We start from the raw sequence: 19,169 nt of genomic DNA on the forward strand, positions 1-19,169 counted from the left end.
TCGTCCAAATCAAAGTCATCACTTTCTTCAACTAACTCATCAGTTTGCGCTTCATTTACGGAATCTTCATTTACGGAATCTTCATTTGCTTCATCAATTAAGCTGTCGATATCGTCTAAGTCAAAATCGTCACTTTCTTCAGAAGTTTTATCAGACGTGTCTACTGGTTCGGCACTCGTTTGATCAAGTAAATCATCTATATCAAAATCATCGGTCGCAAGCTCTTCGCTCAATGCTGCCATTTCATCGTTAGATTCTAAACTATCACTTTGTGGCTCTTTTTCTGCTGGTGAATCAAACTCAGGTAAGCTGTCATCTTCGTCAAATAGGCTATCTAAGTCATCATTACTTAAAATATCATCGGTGCCAGACGGTTCTTGGTCTAAATCTAAATCAATATCGTCCAAGCTATCATCAGCACTGTCGTCAAATCCTTGTTGCGTGAAAATATCGACTTCATCGTCTTCGTCACTTTCATCATCAAAAACAATATCGTCGCTAAGAAGGCCTTCTAACTCGTCTTGATCAAGTAAGTTATCTGAATCATCAAGTTCGTCTGAGTCATCTTCTAATAAATCATCATCTGGAAGCATGTCACCTTCGAGATGATCATCTAATTGAACGCTCAAGTCATCCAATGGATCTGGAATGATTGGGTCATCAAGTGGATCAGTTGCTAAGTCATCCTCATTAGAATAAGTTGGAGTTTGCGGTAAAAATTCATCATCTGCTTGAGACTCTTCTTGATTGCCTTTTCTTTTGCGAAGAAACATAACAATTGCAAAGATAATCAATAATCCGGGAATGAACATTAACAGCCCAAGCACAATAGGGTTTGACAACAAGGCTAGTAAGTCAAAACTGCTTTGAGGTTCAACCTCTTTAGCTTTTTGCTGGGCAATTATTTCATTTTGTTTAAGTATTAATTCCTTTAGCTGCAGCTGTATTTCACTATCTTGCCCTAATTGTTGGCGAACATTTTCGAGCTCTTTAGAAATTCCAGTCAGCTGTTTTTTAAGGTTATTATTCTCAACTAAAATCTCTTCAACATTTGTTACTGAACTTTTAAACTGTTGCTGTAACTCAACTAATTTATTAGTTTGGTCGGTTTTGATTTCTTTTATTTCTTTTTGTAACTCTTTTTTGGCGTCGTCTACATCAACTTTACGCGCTTGTGTAACTTGTGTTTGAGCTGATGTTATTTCAGTTTGTGTAAGTGTTCCGTTTTTTTTCTTTTCCCATAACTCGTCATCTTGCTCAGAACGCTGCCTAGCTAGTTGAGTATTCACACGTCTAATTTCAGATAAAGTGGGTATTTTTAAATAGGCCCCACTTCGCATATGATTGAGGTTTTGATCTAAAAATGAGTCGGGGTTTTTGTTATACAAGGCCTGCATAACTTGATAAATACTTACAGAGTTATCTGGACGCACTTTTACGGCTATGCGCCAAAGTGTATCGGTGGGTTTAATCGGACCAATAGACCGCCCTTGAGCACCATAGTCAACGCCTTTAGGCCCCTTTAATTGGGTACTATCTTGTGTATATACAGGCGTTACTACCAGTGCAGACGCTAATATTATAAGTATAGCCAAACCGCGCATGCTGATCCTTTAATGTCTAAATGTTACAAAGCACTCTTAAATAGGTGCGTAAACATTGATTACTCTTGCCTTATCAGTCTAATGACTGACTCACATTTGTTATTACAATCTATTTTTGTTGCAAGCTCTATTCCAATTACAAACTATAAACCACTTAGGGCACAATATCCATTGCAACACATTGAAAAGAAATGCCTTAACAACACATTTTTAATATTGATTTATTGAGTATTATCAGTAACTTTATTAAATATTATAAAAAACGGCAAAAAAGTGGCACTCTATTTAAACAAAAAGCGGCAAACACATAGTGCTTACCGCTTTTAAAGAGTGCTTAACATTTAAAAATGTTACATATAATTTTCTATTAACTCTTCAGCTATTTGAACGCTATTGGTTGCAGCACCTTTACGGGTATTATCACTAACAACCCACATATTTAGGCCATGAGGGTGTGAAATATCAGCGCGCAAACGGCCAACATATACAGTATCGTTACCACTGGCATCGGAAACCGCTGTTGGATAATCACCTTCATCGTCAATTAGCTCAACGCCTGGTGCATCATTTAACAGCTGTTTAACGTGTTCGAAGTCGTATTGCATACGTGTTTCAATATTAATAGATTCAGAATGACCAAAAAACACAGGAACACGCACACACGTTGGGTTTATTGCGATTGTTGTATCACCTAATATTTTGTGCGTTTCGTTTACCATTTTCATTTCTTCGCGGGTATAGCCGTTATCTTCAAAGCTATCTATTTGCGGAATAACATTAAAGGCTATTTGCTTAGGAAATATTTCATTATCCATTGGGCGTGCATTCATCAAGTTAGCTGTTTGCTTTGCTAACTCATCAACAGCTTCTTTCCCAGCCCCTGATACCGCTTGGTAAGTTGATACATTTATTCGATCAATACCATACGCGTCGTAAATTGGCTTTAGTGCCAACATCATTTGAATAGTCGAACAATTTGGGTTTGCAATAATATTACGATTTCTAAAGTCGGCAAGACTTGAGGCGTTTACTTCAGGTACGACAAGGGGTATTTCAAAATCATTTCTAAAATGCGAGGTATTATCAATAACTATACAACCTGCATCGGCTGCAATTGGGGCATATTTTTCTGAGACGCTCCCACCGGCAGAAAACAATCCAATATGCGCTTGGCTAAAATCAAAGCCCTCAACGTCTTGTACTTCAATTGTCTCACCACGAAACTTAATGTCTTCACCTGCACTGCGGCTGCTCGCAAGCAAAAATAGCTGATCAACCGGAAATTTACGATCTGCTAAAGTTTCGATAATTTGACGTCCTACTAAACCAGTAGCACCAAGTACAGCAACGTTATATTTTTGCGACATATTTTTTCCTCTTTAAACGATATTAAAACACCGTTAAATTAATAATTAGTTGGTTAGTTTAAAACCAAGTTGACCTAAGGCAGCTAACTGCGAGCCATCACCATTAACGGTTAAGGTGCTAAATTCTCTCCTTACAGGATAGTTTTTACGTAAACTATCAAAACCATCCGACTCTAGATGACGAAGTAAAATCCCATCATCCCTTCTTACATCGTAAATTGTGTGCACTAAGCGTGCGATGTCTTGCTCTGTAAAACTCTCAGCAATAGCCACTTGCGTTATAGCTGGTACGGGCAAAAAATCGGTTAAAGATTTTGAAGCCTCAACGCCTTTAAGCTCACACAGCTTTTGGTAAAGCATTTGTGTGCCTCTGGCCTTGCCTTCAAGTGTATGGCCTGCAATATGCACACTGGCATAGCGTACATGTGCAAGTAAGTCTGTTAAAATATTAGGTTCATTTTCCCACACATCAAGCACTAAATCTAAATCAGCCCCTGCTTCCATTAAATCTAGTAAAGCACTATTGTCAATAACATCCCCTCGGCTGGCATTAATTATCGTAGTACCCGGTTTTAAGGCGTTAAGCCTTACTTTATCCATCATGTGAAGTGTTTTATGTGGCCCTTTTTTAACAAGTGGCACATGGAAAGTTACAATATCTGATTGTGCAAGTAGTTCATCTAACTCTACATGCTCATTCAATAACCCTTGTGCATGTTTTAATGGATCGCACAAAAGCAGCTTTACATTTAATGCTTTTAATTTTTTAGCCAAACAACTGCCAATACTCCCGACCCCTACTATGCCAATAGTTTGGCCTGTTAATGGGCGGGCATTTTCTTGGCTTAATGCAAATAAACTACTAATAACGTACTCTGCAACAGCGACAGCATTACACCCTGGAGCACTTGTAAAAGCGATGTTTTTGTCTTGTAAAAGATCTGTATCAATATGGTCGATACCAATAGTCGCAGTACCAACAAAGCTTAATTTATTCGCTTTTGCTAATAGCTCACTAGTAACATTGGTAACAGATCGCGTGAGTAATACTTCTACGTCTATCAGTTGGTCAGGTTTTAAGTTACGCCCATCAAACCGCTCAACCTCACCAAAATCTGAAAAGTACTGCTCAACTAAAGGCATGTTTTGATCGGCAAGAATTTTCATCACAGAGTCCATTTGGCAATTTAGGGCGCCATTGTATCGAACAACCAGACCTTTGCACAAACTAAAAAGGCCGAATCAAAAACTGATCCGGCCTTTTTAGCAAAATAAAATATAATGTTTAAATTACATTGTATTTTTACGCAAACTTCAGTTTATAACTCAAAATCTTTTTTAAATTTTAAACCAAATTCGCTGCGGTCATTACTTCTCATAACACCAACAAACCCTGATTGCTGTAAACGACCTACATCGTATACTTCATTCAGTACGTTTTCGCCATAAAGTGTTACTTCCATATCGCCATATGCGTTAGTGTAAGAAATATTAAAGCCAACTAGCTCACGCGAATCAATCGTTTCACTCTGGCTATAAACTGACTGACCTTGCATTTCACTACGGTATGAATAATTAGCATTTAGTGCAACCGTTGCACCACTGTCTAAATCCATAAAGTATGATGGGGCAACCATTACAGTCCAACGAGGTGTTAATGCCGGTGAATCACCTTTACCAATACCTTGAACACCCGCATCAACCTCAGTGATCTCTGAATCTAAGTAACCTACCGCACTTCTTATTGTAAAGTCGTCAGTAATTGCAACGGTGGTTTCAAGTTCTATACCTTGCGCTTTTGATTGGCCCGCATTTTCAACAATAGTTACAAAACCACCGCCCGCTGTTGGGTCTGAAAACGGAAGTGCTAAATCAGTGTAATCAGTAACAAATACCGCTAGCATCATAGATACGTTTTCGTGTACTTGGCCTTTTAAACCCATTTCGTAGTTTACGGCTTTAGTTTCGTCGAACGATACAAACTGATCAGGTCCACCAAATGGACGTGGTGGGAAGCCACCAGTTTGATAACCTTTTTGAATTTGACCATAAACGTTCATGTTGTTACTGATTTGGTAAGATGCATTAATATCCCACGTCACAGCATCAAACTCTGCACTTACGTATTTACGTTCAGCAAATGTAGGAAAAATCGCATCGGCATCTTTCTCATCTTTTGAGTATCGAAGACCACCACCAATACTTAAATCATCTGTTAAATCGTAACTTGTATTAAAGTATACAGCGTATGAGTTTGTTTCTTGGTTTATTTCAAAGTCACCATAGCCACCAAATGAAGGTGTAACACCATCGTTTAATAAACCATTAGGTGTATTGAACGGGCTAAATACAAATGGACCTGAACGAGTGAAGCCATCTTCGTTAAAGAAGTAAAGACCAGAAACAAAATCCATGTTGTCGAATGTTGCATTTAACTGAAGCTCAAATGAGTACTGATCGGCTCCACCTTCTTCAGGAAATTCTGATAAGTTTAGAGGTGACGCATCATCATCAAGTCCACCTTCGTATTCAGAAGTGCGGTAACTCGAAATAAATTTAGCCGTGTACGTATCATCGATTGCCCAATCAGCAGTAAATGACGTACCCCACCCTGAGTAAGACGTAGATTCAATACCAGCAACGGTAGTGCCTAGATCATCAGGGTCTGATGGGATCATGTCCTGTGTTAATAAAGGAAAGTCACCATTAAATACATCATTTGCATTAAGCGGCTCAGTTAACTCAATAGTGTAAGGAGATTGACCCGACTCGTTATCAACACCATCAAGTGAAAAAGTAAACGCTAAATCGCTATTAGCCTGCCATTTAAGGGCTACGCGGCCGCTAAACTCTTCTTCTTCACCAATTTCTTTTTCAGGGTTCGTAAGGTTTACTGCTTCGCCAACGCCGTCACGTGTTTTGTATGACGCACTTGCAGACATACTTACTTCATCATTTAATGAGTTATTGAAGTAAATATCGCCAGCAATACGTCCACGACTACCTAATTTTGCAGACGTTGTTAAAATACCTTCATCGCCCGGTTGTTTGGTAATAACGTTTACCGCACCACCTAACGTGTTACGGCCATATAAGGTACCCTGTGGGCCGCGCAGTACTTCCACACGCTCAACATTTGGTAATGATAAGTTAGACCCCATTTGACGACCTAAGTAAACCCCATCAAGGTATACACCCACACCTGGGTCAGTAGTAATAATGTGATCTTGTAAGCCAATACCACGGATAAATACAGAAGCATGGGCTGCATTGCCAACACCGTAACGTGTGATATTTAGATTAGGGACGTATTTACCAATATCTTCAAGGTTACTCATATTGGCTTTATCAATTAAGTTAGCACCAATTGATGTGATAGCGGTTGGAGATTCAAACAAGCTCTCTGTACGTTTACGAGCTGTAACTTCAATTTTTTCAAACGCATCTTGCTTTGCTGTTGTTTTGGTTTCTTCAGCGTTTACTGAGGTAGTCAGGGCAGCAACTATTGCTAGGCTTAACTGTGAGAGTTTGCGTAGTTTCAAAATATTCTCCAAAGGATACCGTAAATTATTTATTATGCATTTACTGGTGCAACCAGTAAGTTTTGGGCATAAAAAAAGATGCGTGGTAGCATCTTTCCTCTGGAAGGGCATTATATTACACAATTGTGAATTTATGTATTTATTTTTTGATAAAAGTAAAAACGTACCTAATGGAGGAAAAGCTAACACGTTGCAGCTATACTTACTTTTTATGCAATTACGGCATAAAATCTCTCGCAATAAATATACGCTCTTAAATTTAATTGGCTGAAACTTATTTTGATATTTTACTTAAAATCAGCAACCTGCATTAAAAATATCAGGCACACCCACTTAAAAAATAATAACAAAGTATTAAATCAATTGGTTTTTATCACTAACTTGCTAAATTGATTAGATATAGCTCTATTTCACTTCTATAATACGCTTGAATCAACATCTAATTAACTAATAGGAAATACATATGAAAAAGCTATCTGTAGCAGTAGCATTATGTGCGGCTTTAGCAACAAACTATGCTAGCGCCGAAGTTCGAATTAATGGCTTTGCATCAATTGTCGGTGGAAAGAGCCTTGATAGCGACAGTACCTTATATGGATATGATGATGACATTTCATTTAAAAACGAAAGTGTCTTTGCATTACAGCTATCAGCTGACCTAATGGAGAAACTAACGGCAACAGCTCAAATTGTTGCTCGTGGTGATAATGATTTCGACGCAGAATTTGAATGGGCCTACGTAACTTATGAACTAAGCGACGAGTTACAAATTAGCGCGGGTAAAATGCGTGTACCTTTTTACCGTTACTCAGATTTTATTGATGTAGGTTACGCTTACCGCTGGGTACGCCCGCCTCAATCTGTTTATAGCATTCCTTTTTCTACCTATGAAGGTTTAAGCTTATTGCACAATACACAACTTGGTGATTGGGATTCAACAGTACAAATCATGTACGGTAGTTTTGATGGTGAAATAGACGCAATCACTGAAAAAACTCAAGCTGAGCTTAATGATTTTGCTGGCATTAACTGGACGCTTGCATACGACTGGTTCAGTGTTCGTGCTGCATATTTAATTGCTGAATCATCATTTGCACTTGACGGAACAGACCCTAGCGGGGCTGCATTAAATGGCTTAGAAGCTGCACTTCGCGCAAACAGCTTAAACACGTTAGCTGACGATATTGCAATAAACGAAGATGACAGCAGCTTTTTCGGCTTTGGCTTCTCAATTGATTATGATAATTTCTTATTTGATGCTGAATATACACAATTTGAAGTAGAAAACAGTATTTTGACTGAGCAAACACAATATTATGCATCTGTAGGTTACCGCTTGGATGACGTTATAGTCCATTTTACGTATGAAGATAATGACGATAAGCATGATGCATCTCGCTTTGACCCTATCGCAGCAGTACCAAGCCTTAATGCCGCTATAAACGGTGCCTTGACAGGTGTTCAAGCGCAAAGCAATGTATACACTATCGGCGCGCGTTACGACTTTCACCCTTCTGCAGCGTTTAAAATCGATTTTAGCCGCTTTGAAGACGATGTAACTGATACAGAAACTGATGTTGTTGCTGTTGGCGTTGACCTTGTATTTTAATTGGAGCAAATAATGAAAAAATTAATTTTAGCTAGTGCACTTTCATTGTGCTCAATTAATGCTTTTGCAGAAGTTGCGGTAATAGTTAACGCTGGAAACGCCAATGCTTTAGACGCAGATACTATTAAGAAAATATACCTTGGTAAAGCCAAATCATTTGGTGATGGTACTAAGGTAAACCCAGTAAACCAAGATGGTACCGCTGCAGCAGATGAGTTTAACGATAAAGTTGTAGGTAAATCTGGCAGCCAGCTTAATGCTTACTGGTCTAAACTTGTGTTTACAGGTAAAGGTACACCACCCGAGAAGTTAGGTTCTGATCAAGCTGTCATAGATTTTGTAGCAGCTAATGCTGATGCTATCGGCTACGTAGATAGCGCAAAAGTGAGTGGCAACGTAAAAGTAGTTGCGACCTTTTAACCGTTTAAAACGGTAAATTAAAAAACCACCAAATGGTGGTTTTTTTATGCCTGTAAAAAGTTATATCAATAGGCTTAATTAACTAAGCTATTAAAAATATGGGAAACGCGTTAATAAGCAAGGTAAAAGTTTGTTATCCAATTCCTCAATGTAAATAGTACAGTTATCGCCCAGTCTTGCACTTTAAATTGCTCTGTTATTGCAGGTCGGTAATGCCTACTAGCCTGCAAAACAAAAAAGCCTCCACTTGGAGGCTCTATTGGTGTTAATTTTACCTATATATCACTCAATTCTAAATTTGGCTGTCGCATCTAGCAGGTTATCTGATAAGTAATGTAGGTTTTTAGCTACATCCCTTACAGCAAGTAATGAGTCCATAGTGTCTTCAAAAGAAACATGCATATTAGAGACATTTTCCACAACCATGGCTGCAACCGATGTTTGCTCTTCTGTCGCGGCTGCAATCTGAGAGTTCATACCATTTATTTCTAACATTTGCTCAGCTATTTTCTCTATTGATATACCTGTTTTTTCAGCCGCTGTTGCATTATCTGTTGCCATATCACGCGCTGAAGTCATCGCAGTAACCGAGTCATTAGCAGCGGTTGTTAACGCACCTAACAATTCGCGTATTTCGTTAGTTGAATGTGCGGTTCGTGAAGCAAGTTCTCGTACTTCATCAGCTACTACCGCAAACCCACGGCCATGTTCACCAGCACGCGCAGCCTCAATAGCCGCATTAAGCGCAAGTAAGTTGGTTTGATCGGCAATTGAAGTAATTACATTCAATATTTGTGATACGTTTTTTGTATCGTCCGCAAGTTTATTAATTGTTGTTGCTGCTTGGTTGATTTCATCACTTAGCGTACGAGATGCATTGACAGACATTTGTACCTGGGTACGGCTTTGCTCTACTTCTTTTTCTGCCGTTTCAGCCGCATGTGATGCATTTGCTGCAGATTGAGAAATATCACCAACACTTTGCTTCATCTCTTCCATTGATTGCTTAACAATTTCGGCATCTGTTGTTTGTTTTGTTGTTGCGCGTTCAGCCTGCTCCATACCCTGTACTAAACGGGTAGAGTTTTCCATCAATGGCTCACATACAGCAATTACTTCAAGTACGGTTTCTTTTAACAGCGCAATAAAAGCATTAAAGTTAATAGAAACTTGGCCAATTTCATCTTTAGAATTCACGGTTAATTGAGTACTTAAAGAGCCTTTTCCATTTGCTAATAAGCTTAAATTATTTGCAGCATCGCTTGCTGATGAGCCAATGTTTTTCGCAATCCAAATCGCCATAAATAAAAGCAATAATAAAGATACAATAGATACAACAAGCATTAAAGTAAGGGCATTATCTGAGCGCGTATTAGTGCTTTCAACTAATTCAAAAAAACGGTTATCTGCCTTTTGTTGGGCTGCCTTAAAGCTCTCTAAAACAGAACCATAAAGACTTGTTTTTAACTGGGCTTGTTGCTGAATTTTACTAAAATCGGCCGTGCCATTTACCATACCATTAGCAATTGTAGCTGATATCTTCTCGTAGTCGGCTAATTCTTTCACTACATCATTGCTAATGTAGCCATTACTCATTTGCTTGATTAAATTTATGTTTGATTCAATTGTTTTGTAAGTATCATCAGCTTTAGTTATTAAGTCTTGTTCGCCAAATGTAACTGCTTGGGTGTAAAGCTCATCTAGTTTTTCTAAGAGCCCTACGTTCGCTGATGTTAACTTTACAACCTTATATGAAGAGTTGCCCATTTCATCTAAAGAAGCTCTATTATCATCTATGGCAAGAAAATTAATTAATACCATAATTATAAAAGCAACAACTGCAATACATGTTATTGCATGTATTTTTTTAGTTATGCTTAGGTTTTGAAAAGAGAAGCCTGAAGCCATACTATTTACCTTTTTGAGTTATCTAAATATATTATCGGCTCAATACTGATAAGTGTGAGTTAAATTTGTAAAATTTCTAGTTTTTTTTTCATTTTAATCATTAATTAAGCTAAAAACTGAAATTAACACAAGTAAATTGACTTTATTGGGTACACGATGGGTTTTATGTTAAAAAGATCATCAAAAAATCTAAATTATTGTTATAACACAAACGTTTCAAGTGCAAAAAACAATCAAAGCAAATTTTAGGTATAAAAAAACCAGTAACATAATTGCTACTGGTTTTAAATTTGGTGCGGATGGGGGGACTTGAACCCCCACGCCCTAAAGCACTACCCCCTCAAGGTAGCGTGTCTACCAATTCCACCACATCCGCATTTTAAATTTTTGTTCGCTTGTTTTATCTGTTTGAGGTTAACAAATAGCTGAACAGTAAACTGTATTAGTTTGGTACGTCTGAGTTACTTTCTTTATTAGAAGTAACTGGAACATCTTCTTCAACCGGCACTACTGTTTCTATAGCAGGCGCTGCTTCTAGGTTTTCCCATTCATCAGTCTGTTTAATCTGACCTGCTGTTAAATTACCTAGAACAATACTCAACACAAAAAAGACTGTAGCTAAGCTTGTTGTTGTCTTTGTCATAAAGTTACCAGCACCTGAAGAACCAAACACAGTTCCAGAAGCGCCTGCACCAAATGATGACCCCATATCAGCACCTTTACCTTGTTGGATTAAAACCATACCAACTAGAGCTAAAGCTACAACTAAATAAACTACTAATAAAATTTCGTACATCTTATACGGTCCCTTTTGCACTGTTACAGATCGCAACAAAAGATGCTGCTTTTAGACTAGCGCCCCCAATAAGGCCACCATCAATATCTGGTTGTGCAAATAATAATTCGCTATTTTTTTCGTTTACGCTTCCACCATATAAGATGGTAAGCCCTTGTGCTAAATCACTGTCTAAAGACGCAATTTTGTCACGGATAAATTTGTGAACAGCTTGTGCCTGTTCTGGCGATGCAGTCTTACCTGTGCCTATGGCCCAAACGGGCTCGTATGCTATCACAGAATCTTTCAGCGCTGCTACACCTAATTTTTTAATTACCGCATCTATTTGAGCAGCAACTACATATTCTGTTTGTCCACTTTCTTGCTCTGTTTCACTCTCGCCAACACAAAGAACGGGTACTAAACCAGCTGATTGAGCTCTAGCAAATTTATCAGCAATAACATCGCTGCTTTCGTTGTAAATACTACGACGCTCTGAATGGCCAACTAGCGCATAATTTACGCCAAGGTCTTTCAGTAGTTGTGCATCAACTTCACCGGTAAAAGCGCCAGGCGTGTTTTCAGATACAGTTTGAGCACCTGTTGTGACACCGCTTGCAATCATTGCAGAAACAAGTGGGAATGGAGGAAATAAAATAACATCTATTTCTGGTGATTTAATACTATTTATAGCATCCGACATATCTTTGACTAGCTCTATTGAGCCATTCATTTTCCAATTGCCAGCGACCATTGCCTTACGTATTGCCATTTTCCACTCCACATTAGAAAGCGGGCGAGATATTAACTTTTCTCGCCCAAAGTTACAAGAGGTTATTGTTATCAATCAGGTTGTTTGCTCATAGATTCGACAATCTCTGCAATCTTACGTGCACTGTCTAATACTATTTTTTCTTGTTCTGCTTCAACCATAACACGAACGACAGGTTCAGTGCCTGATTTACGGAGTAAAACACGGCCCTTATTACCTAAGTTTTGTTCCACTTCTTCGACTGCCGCAAGGACTTTTGGCGCCGTTGTAGGATCGGTACCCGGTGTATAACGCACGTTAATCATTTTCATTGGGTATTTTGTAAACCCGGCGCCTAAATCTTGAAGCGTTCTATTTTGTGCAACCATAGCAGCCAGCACTTGCAAGCTTGATATAATACCATCACCCGTTGAAATTAAGTCTAGATTGAGTACATGGCCTGAACTCTCTCCACCAATTTTCCACCCTTTTTGCTGAAGTAATTCCATTACATAGCGATCGCCAACTTTGCTTCTAGCAAACTCAATGCCTTTTGCTTTTAGTGCATTTTCTAGACCCATATTTGACATAACAGTACCAACAACACCGCCACCTAAAATATGATCGTTCGCTGCCTGACAAGCAATTATATAAACTAAGTCGTCACCATCAAATACACGGCCATTATGGTCAACCATCATTACACGGTCGCCGTCACCATCATAAGCTATACCTACATCGGCTTTATGTTCAAGTACTTTGCGTTTTAACGTGTCTACATGAGTTGCACCGCATTCATGGTTTATATTTACACCATTTGGCTCACATGCATGCGTAATTACGTCAGCGCCGAGCTCACGCATAACTGATGGGGCAATATGATATGTTGCGCCGTTAGCGCAATCTACAACCACTTTTAATCCCTCTAAAGACAACCCTTGTGGAAATTGACTCTTACAAAACTCAATATAACGTCCGTCTGCGCTTGCCAAGCGTGTTGCTTTACCTAACTTATCTGAGGCCACACAGGTCATTTGCTCATCAAGCATTGCCTCTATTTCAAGCTCTACAGCATCATCAAGTTTTAAACCTTGACCATTAAAAAATTTGATACCGTTGTCGTAATATGGATTATGTGATGCGCTTATTACAATACCGGCTTCAGCCCTAAATGTTTGTGCTAAATAAGCAACGGCCGGCGTAGGCATTGGGCCAAGCAGAACAACATCAATACCGGCGGCTATTAAACCTGCTTCAAGGGCTGTTTCAAGCATGTAACCAGAAATACGTGTGTCTTTACCAATAATAACTTTTTTTGTTCCACCTTTTGATAGCACACGTCCTGCAGCCCAACCCAGCTTCATTGCAAACTCAGGGTTGATTGGCGCTGTTCCCACTAAACCACGTACGCCATCTGTGCCAAAGTACTTTCTTTGTTTCATTCTATTATTCCTTTTATACACGCTTGGTAAACACCAAGTACATCTGCAGTTTCTTTTACGTCGTGAACGCGTATTATTTTTGCACCATTTTGTGCGGCAATAAGTGCGCCAGCTAAACTGCCGGCCATTCGTTCGCTTGTGTCTCTGTTTAACAGGTTACCAATCATCGACTTGCGAGAAAGCCCCGCTAATAATGGCAAGCCTAATTTATTAAAATCATTAAACTTGGTCAAAATTTCGTAGTTATGGCTTAATGTTTTTCCAAATCCAAAGCCAGGATCAAGAATAAGCTGTTGAGCTTTTATCCCCATTGTCTCACAGGCATTAATACGACTTTTAAAAAATTCATTAATATCGCCCATTAAATCACTGTATTCTGGAGATGTTTGCATACTTCGGGGCTGACCCTGCATGTGCATTAAGCAAATTGCGATGTTTTCAAATTGTGCAACAACATTCAGTGCGTCAGGCTCTTGTAATGCGCGAACATCATTTACCATATCTGCACCAGCTAAAATAGCCTGCCTCATCACCTCAGCTTTACTCGTATCAACAGAAATAACACAATCACTCTGAGTACGTATTGCTTTTATTATTGGCACCACTCGTTCAAGCTCATCATCAAGGCTAACTGCCTGAGCACCTGGTCGAGTAGACTCACCACCAATATCAATTATTTTTGCGCCATCAGTTAATAACTGTAATGCGCGCTGCACAGCGATGCTGGGGTCTATAAATTTACCACCATCTGAAAATGAATCAGGGGTTACATTTAATATACCCATAATCACAGGCTCAATTAAATTTAGTTCTCGACCATTTGGTAAGTTAATAATGTTGTTCATAATGAGCCTTGTTTGCTTTTCAGAATTCAAACAAATCTAACTAAAAATTAGAGCGAAATTTAAACCGATACAAAAAAGCCCCGAAGTACGGGGCTTTTTGAGTATTTTAACGATTATTCAGCTTTGTCATCAACATTTGTTTCATCTTTTTTAGATGATTCTGTTGTTGATTGGCTTTCATCACTAACAGGCTCCTTTACAGAATCTGTTTGTGGTGCTTTAGGCTCATGACGGTCATGAGCATCGCGTGGCTCACGCACTGGCTGGCGCGCCATTAAGTCGTCAATTTGCTTAGCGTCAATCGTTTCGTATTTCATTAACGCGTCTTTCATTGAATGAAGAATATCAATATTCTCTTTCAATATTTTTTCGGCACGCTCGTAGTTTCTATCTGAAAATAAACGAACCTCTGCATCAATTACTTTAGCTGTATCATCCGACATGTTAGATGCACGACTACCGCCACCACCCATGTACATTTCGTTTTGATCTTCGGCGTAAAGTAGTGGTCCTAATTTTTCGCTTAAACCCCAATGTGTAACCATTTTGCGTGCTATGTCTGTTGCACGTTCAATATCGTTACTCGCACCGGTAGTCACTTTATCGGCACCGTAAATAAGTGCTTCAGCGATTCGACCACCATAAAGGCTAGAAATCATTGATTCTAATAGCTCTTTAGAATGACTAACACGATCTTGTTCTGGTAAATACATAGTCACACCTAGCGCACGGCCACGTGGAATGATAGATACCTTATAAACAGGGTCATGCTCTGGCACCATGCGACCAACAATTGCATGGCCGGCTTCGTGGTATGCCGTCATTTCTTTCTCTTGCTCGCTCATCACCATGGTCTTACGCTCTGCGCCCATCATGATTTTGTCTTTAGCAGCATCAAACTCAGCCATATTTACAACACGTTTGTTACCACGTGCGGCGTAAAGTGCGGCTTCGTTGACTAAGTTAGCTAAATCAGCACCCGAAAAACCGGGTGTACCGCGAGCAATAACAGCTGCATCAACGTTGTCACCTAATGGTACTTTACGCATGTGCACTTTAATAATCTGTTCACGACCGCGTATATCAGGTAAACCAACTTCTACTTGACGGTCAAAACGACCTGGACGAAGTAATGCCGGGTCTAATACGTCTGGGCGGTTAGTCGCAGCAATAACAATAATGCCTTCGTTACCACCAAAACCATCCATTTCTACCAGCATTTGGTTTAATGTTTGTTCGCGCTCATCGTTACCGCCGCCCATACCTGCGCCACGTTTACGACCTACTGCATCAATTTCATCGATGAAGATAATACAAGGAGCTGCTTTTTTGGCTTGTTCAAACATGTCACGCACGCGCGATGCGCCTACACCAACAAACATTTCAACAAAGTCAGAACCCGAAATTGTGAAAAAGGGTACTTTTGCTTCGCCGGCAACAGCCTTAGCAAGCAACGTTTTACCTGTACCTGGCGGTCCAACCATAAGTACACCTTTAGGTATACTACCACCTAATTTTTGGAATTTAGACGGGTCGCGTAGGAAGTCCACCAATTCGGTAACGTCTTCTTTTGCTTCATCACAACCAGCAACATCAGCGAACGTAGTTTTAATTTGATCTTCGCTCATTAGACGTGCTTTGCTCTTACCGAATGACATAGCGCCTTTACCGCCTCCGCCTTGCATTTGACGCATGAAGAAAATCCACACACCAATAAGCAGAATCATCGGGAACCAAGAAATAAATATGCTTGCTAAAAATGATTGTTCTTCAGGCTTTACACCTTTCACGTTTACATCACTTTTAAGTAAGTCATTTAAAATGTATTTGTCGTAGATTGGCATAATGGTTTGAAAGCGCTCACCATTATTTTTAGTACCTGTGATTGTTCCACTGGTGCTCTCGATTGCCACTTCTTGTATTGAGCCATTTCGGGCATCTTTTACAAACTGACTGTAACTTGTTTGACGGTCGATTTGCTCGCCACCATTAAAGCTCTGAAAGACTGACATAAGCACAACTGCAATGACCAGCCATAGTATTAAATTTTTCGCCATATCGCTCAAGGGGTTAACCTCTTGTATCCAATTAATTTAAATTCAACTAAACGCCAAGCAACTGTACTACAGTTTGTATCCAGTCGCTACTATATATACTTCCCGAGAACGGGCACGTGAGGCATCAGGTTTGCGTATTTTCACTGCTTTAAAACTATTACGTACTTCCTGCAAGTATTGATCAAAGCCTTCGCCTTGGAAAACCTTAACAATAAATGCACCATTTTTCTTTAGAACTTGATTACACATATCTAGCGCAAGCTCAACTAAATACATACTTCCAGCTTGGTCCACTGAGTTATTACCACTCATGTTCGGTGCCATGTCAGAGAGTACCACATCAACATTTTTTCCATCAATGCGTTTTAATAAAGCATCTAACACGGCTTCTTCACGAAAGTCACCTTGTAAAAAATCAACGCCCGGTAAAGAGTCCATAGGTAAAATATCACAAGCAACAACCTGTCCTTTGTCACCTACCTTCTCGGCTAAATACTGTGACCAACTACCCGGGGCAGCCCCTAAATCCACCACAGTCATACCAGGGCGAAGTAACTTGTCTCTATTTTGTACTTCATCTAATTTAAAAACCGCTCTTGAACGCCAGCCTTTTTTTTGCGCTTCCTGAACATATTTATCATCAAAATGTTCTTTCAACCATCGCTGTGAACTGGCTGACTGTTTTTTATTTGTCATAAATTACACGCAACTAATTAGTAATATTCTCTAGATGGCGTTAGAATACCCTTAATTCAAGCCATATTCAGCAAAATTTGTATAAACATGACATTATCAAATAAACAAAAGCAGTTTTTAAAAGGCGAGGCACATAGCCTTAAGCCTGTAGTTTTACTAGGTTCTAACGGTTTAACCGAAGGCGTAGTGATGGAAATTCAAAGTGCTCTAGAAATTCACGAATTAATCAAAGTTAAAGTACCAACTGACGATCGTGAAACCAAAGCGCTTATTTTTGAAGCTATCGTTCGTGAAACAGGTGCGACAAAGCTTCAAACAATTGGCCACACTATTGTGCTTTATCGCCAAAGCCCTGAGAAAAAAATTCAACTGCCGCGTAACTGATTACTTCCTAAGTAATTTATTGCGCTTAATAAAAAAACCAGCTATCCGCTGGTTTTTTATCATTTATTTAGCCCTGAATTCTAAAAAGTAAAATTCATTTCTAAGTCTTTGAGTAAATATTTTATTTCAGCATGATTCTCTTTTTTGCTTAACAAAAAATAGCGTGAAAACTGCATTTCACTCATTGGTTCTATTTCTTCATTTGAAAGCAACGTTGCAAGTTCTGGAGTTGTATTGCTATGACCAATCACAGCAACTACGCCATTCAAAGACACTATCTGTTTTTTTAAATCAGCCAAATCTCTAGCATTGTAAATCTTTATTTCAGAATCAAAATTTGCAGCAAGTGGGCCTGCTGTTTGTAAAGTACGTTTGTAGTTACTACTAAATACGTGTACTTTATCGAATTGCTTAAATAATGTGACTAGCTGCTCTGCCCGTTTATAGCCTTGCTGAGTTAACGCTGGGTTTTTACCTGCTAGTTTTTCACTATGGCGAAAAAGGTATATTTTTTCTGGAGCCGAAAATACATATTGGCTATTAAATAAAACTGCACATAACAAGATAAAAACACCGTATTTTACTTTCATATTGTCTGCTCACGTTTGTATGTTAATAAACGATTAATAAACTCGGTTGTTAACTCATTAATTAACCCTGTTTCAGCGTTTAACACTAAGCTGAAGCCAATATTTAAATGAGGGAATACCACCAAATCACTTCTGTATCCTTGCACCCAACCACTGTGGTAATACAAGGTTTCATTATCGTAATTGTATACTCGCCAACCTAAACCGTAATAAGCTTCGTTTAACTGTTTTTTCCACACCCTGCGGTACATTTCTTTTTTTGTGCGTGTATAGGGCCGAGTTTGTTTAGACAAAGCATCAAGTGACAACACTTCAGGGTAGTGGCCTAATTGCGCCTTTAACCAGATAGCCATATCGCTTGCACTGGCATTAACACCAGCTGCTGGTCCAACTTTGTAGTAATTTTTTTTAAGCTTTGCAGTGTACCAACGTTTTTTCCCCCGTACGTGCGGTAAAGCGTAATTACTATCAACCACCATGGCTTCATAACCCAAGCTAGCATCAACCATATCAAGTGGCTGAAAAATGCCTTCATTTAGCCATTGTGAATAATCTTTATTTGTACTTTTTAAAATAACATCATCAATTAAACTAAACATGACGTTTTGATAACCGTAGCATTTACCAGGCTCGCAAATAGGTTTAACCGTCACTAACTTTTGTACTATATCGGGATAATCCATTCGCGACTCAATTAAATTGTCATATGCGTTTGGTACCAAGCCGCTAGAATGGCTAAGTAAGTGATAAACTTTTAAGTTTTTTTCGTATTCTGTGCCTATAAAATCTGGTAAGTAATTACTGACGGAGTTATCTAATTTTATGAGCCCATCACTAGATAATTTTGCAGCCAGAGAGCCTGCAAATGTTTTAGACACCGACGCCAGTCTAAAACGAGTGTGAACATTAACTTTTTGACCATTTCGGGCTTTTGTTCGTCCGACCGCATGGATGTAATCACTATTGCCTAAATTAACTATCGAAAGTGCAGCTCCTGGAATGCCTTTACTCGTGAGTTTTTTTTCTGCGTAACGGCCATACTTTTTTACAAAACTATCCCAATTTGGGTCTTGCTGCGCTGCAAAACTAACGGTTGCATACACAAAACACAATGCAGTTAAGCAATACTTTAAAAGTGGTAAGCGCTTCATTTTTTAATACTTTATCTTTTTAACTGCC

At 39.1% G+C, this 19,169-nt stretch carries 16 protein-coding genes and 1 tRNA gene; 3 read left to right on the forward strand and 14 right to left on the reverse strand.

The window, feature by feature from the left end; genetic code table 11:
• The 4 genes from CWB65_RS06305 to CWB65_RS06320 form a co-directional block, all read right to left on the reverse strand.
• A partial coding sequence (locus tag CWB65_RS06305) for a FimV/HubP family polar landmark protein (RefSeq protein ID WP_283240432.1) occupies nt 1-1,604 on the reverse strand: 1,604 nt, incomplete at its 3' end.
• A 350-nt stretch (nt 1,605-1,954) separates the two neighbouring features.
• Nucleotides 1,955-2,971 carry an aspartate-semialdehyde dehydrogenase gene (locus tag CWB65_RS06310; RefSeq protein WP_006793896.1) on the reverse strand — a complete coding sequence of 339 codons (1,017 nt, stop codon included), beginning with the start codon at nt 2,969-2,971 and terminating at the stop codon, nt 1,955-1,957.
• 45 nt (nt 2,972-3,016) lie between these two features.
• Nucleotides 3,017-4,138: a 4-phosphoerythronate dehydrogenase gene (locus CWB65_RS06315; RefSeq protein ID WP_138527413.1), complete on the reverse strand. Its 1,122-nt coding sequence runs from the start codon at nt 4,136-4,138 to the stop codon at nt 3,017-3,019.
• 152 nt (nt 4,139-4,290) lie between these two features.
• Entirely contained in the window at nt 4,291-6,513 is a 2,223-nt protein-coding gene (locus CWB65_RS06320) for a TonB-dependent receptor (RefSeq protein ID WP_138740188.1), read from the reverse strand.
• 463 nt (nt 6,514-6,976) lie between these two features.
• Here CWB65_RS06320 and CWB65_RS06325 point away from each other — a divergent pair, with 463 nt between their 5' ends.
• Nucleotides 6,977-8,122 (forward strand): porin, encoded by a 1,146-nt coding sequence (locus CWB65_RS06325; protein WP_138740189.1) that lies wholly within the window; start codon nt 6,977-6,979, stop codon nt 8,120-8,122.
• Nucleotides 8,123-8,134: 12 nt separating this feature from the next.
• A complete protein-coding gene (locus CWB65_RS06330; RefSeq protein ID WP_058404778.1) occupies nt 8,135-8,542 on the forward strand; it encodes a type 2 periplasmic-binding domain-containing protein in 408 nt (135 codons plus the stop codon).
• 282 nt (nt 8,543-8,824) lie between these two features.
• Here the strand turns inward: CWB65_RS06330 and CWB65_RS06335 are convergent, their stop codons facing one another.
• The 8 genes from CWB65_RS06335 to rlmE form a co-directional block, all read right to left on the reverse strand.
• A complete protein-coding gene (locus CWB65_RS06335) occupies nt 8,825-10,450 on the reverse strand; it encodes a methyl-accepting chemotaxis protein (protein ID WP_006793901.1) in 1,626 nt (541 codons plus the stop codon).
• A gap of 291 nt (nt 10,451-10,741) precedes the next feature.
• A tRNA-Leu gene (locus tag CWB65_RS06340) sits at nt 10,742-10,826 on the reverse strand.
• A gap of 66 nt (nt 10,827-10,892) precedes the next feature.
• On the reverse strand, nt 10,893-11,246 hold the full coding sequence (gene secG, locus CWB65_RS06345) for a preprotein translocase subunit SecG (RefSeq protein ID WP_006793902.1): 354 nt from the start codon (nt 11,244-11,246) through the stop codon (nt 10,893-10,895).
• Nucleotide 11,247: 1 nt separating this feature from the next.
• The gene (gene tpiA / locus CWB65_RS06350; RefSeq protein WP_138740190.1) at nt 11,248-11,997 is read right to left on the reverse strand and encodes a triose-phosphate isomerase; all 750 of its coding nucleotides are present in this window, start codon (nt 11,995-11,997) and stop codon (nt 11,248-11,250) included.
• A gap of 71 nt (nt 11,998-12,068) precedes the next feature.
• Nucleotides 12,069-13,418, reverse strand: coding sequence for a phosphoglucosamine mutase (glmM, locus tag CWB65_RS06355; protein ID WP_006793904.1), 1,350 nt, complete (start codon nt 13,416-13,418; stop codon nt 12,069-12,071).
• Nucleotides 13,415-14,263: a dihydropteroate synthase gene (gene folP / locus CWB65_RS06360; protein WP_138740191.1), complete on the reverse strand. Its 849-nt coding sequence runs from the start codon at nt 14,261-14,263 to the stop codon at nt 13,415-13,417. Before folP ends, glmM begins: the two co-directional genes overlap by 4 nt.
• A gap of 113 nt (nt 14,264-14,376) precedes the next feature.
• Nucleotides 14,377-16,320, reverse strand: coding sequence for an ATP-dependent zinc metalloprotease FtsH (gene ftsH, locus CWB65_RS06365; protein ID WP_138740192.1), 1,944 nt, complete (start codon nt 16,318-16,320; stop codon nt 14,377-14,379).
• A gap of 66 nt (nt 16,321-16,386) precedes the next feature.
• On the reverse strand, nt 16,387-17,016 hold the full coding sequence (rlmE, locus tag CWB65_RS06370) for a 23S rRNA (uridine(2552)-2'-O)-methyltransferase RlmE (RefSeq protein ID WP_138740193.1): 630 nt from the start codon (nt 17,014-17,016) through the stop codon (nt 16,387-16,389).
• An 87-nt stretch (nt 17,017-17,103) separates the two neighbouring features.
• On the opposite strand from rlmE, the gene yhbY reads away from it, so the two are divergent.
• Nucleotides 17,104-17,400, forward strand: a complete 297-nt coding sequence (gene yhbY, locus CWB65_RS06375; RefSeq protein WP_006793908.1) for a ribosome assembly RNA-binding protein YhbY — start codon at nt 17,104-17,106, stop codon at nt 17,398-17,400.
• Nucleotides 17,401-17,480: 80 nt separating this feature from the next.
• On the opposite strand, the gene CWB65_RS06380 is transcribed toward yhbY, so the two are convergent.
• Together CWB65_RS06380 and CWB65_RS06385 are read right to left on the reverse strand one after the other, a co-directional pair.
• Nucleotides 17,481-17,990 (reverse strand): SixA phosphatase family protein, encoded by a 510-nt coding sequence (locus CWB65_RS06380; protein WP_138740194.1) that lies wholly within the window; start codon nt 17,988-17,990, stop codon nt 17,481-17,483.
• The gene (locus CWB65_RS06385) at nt 17,987-19,141 is read right to left on the reverse strand and encodes a serine hydrolase domain-containing protein (protein ID WP_138740195.1); all 1,155 of its coding nucleotides are present in this window, start codon (nt 19,139-19,141) and stop codon (nt 17,987-17,989) included. Before CWB65_RS06385 ends, CWB65_RS06380 begins: the two co-directional genes overlap by 4 nt.
• Between the last annotated feature and the right edge of the window lie 28 nt (nt 19,142-19,169).

The organism is Pseudoalteromonas sp. S554 (assembly GCF_005930865.1).
GTDB lineage: Bacteria > Pseudomonadota > Gammaproteobacteria > Enterobacterales > Alteromonadaceae > Pseudoalteromonas > Pseudoalteromonas marina.

Coding starts and splice junctions, on each gene's coding strand:
- CWB65_RS06310 (WP_006793896.1), bottom strand. CDS start 2,971: ATGTCGCAAAAATATAACGTTGCTGTACTTGGTGCTACTGGTTTAGTA.
- CWB65_RS06315 (WP_138527413.1), bottom strand. CDS start 4,138: ATGAAAATTCTTGCCGATCAAAACATGCCTTTAGTTGAGCAGTACTTT.
- CWB65_RS06325 (WP_138740189.1), top strand. CDS start 6,977: ATGAAAAAGCTATCTGTAGCAGTAGCATTATGTGCGGCTTTAGCAACA.
- CWB65_RS06330 (WP_058404778.1), top strand. CDS start 8,135: ATGAAAAAATTAATTTTAGCTAGTGCACTTTCATTGTGCTCAATTAAT.
- CWB65_RS06335 (WP_006793901.1), bottom strand. CDS start 10,450: ATGGCTTCAGGCTTCTCTTTTCAAAACCTAAGCATAACTAAAAAAATA.
- secG (WP_006793902.1), bottom strand. CDS start 11,246: ATGTACGAAATTTTATTAGTAGTTTATTTAGTTGTAGCTTTAGCTCTA.
- tpiA (WP_138740190.1), bottom strand. CDS start 11,997: ATGGCAATACGTAAGGCAATGGTCGCTGGCAATTGGAAAATGAATGGC.
- glmM (WP_006793904.1), bottom strand. CDS start 13,418: ATGAAACAAAGAAAGTACTTTGGCACAGATGGCGTACGTGGTTTAGTG.
- folP (WP_138740191.1), bottom strand. CDS start 14,263: ATGAACAACATTATTAACTTACCAAATGGTCGAGAACTAAATTTAATT.
- ftsH (WP_138740192.1), bottom strand. CDS start 16,320: ATGGCGAAAAATTTAATACTATGGCTGGTCATTGCAGTTGTGCTTATG.
- rlmE (WP_138740193.1), bottom strand. CDS start 17,016: ATGACAAATAAAAAACAGTCAGCCAGTTCACAGCGATGGTTGAAAGAA.
- yhbY (WP_006793908.1), top strand. CDS start 17,104: ATGACATTATCAAATAAACAAAAGCAGTTTTTAAAAGGCGAGGCACAT.
- CWB65_RS06380 (WP_138740194.1), bottom strand. CDS start 17,990: ATGAAAGTAAAATACGGTGTTTTTATCTTGTTATGTGCAGTTTTATTT.
- CWB65_RS06385 (WP_138740195.1), bottom strand. CDS start 19,141: ATGAAGCGCTTACCACTTTTAAAGTATTGCTTAACTGCATTGTGTTTT.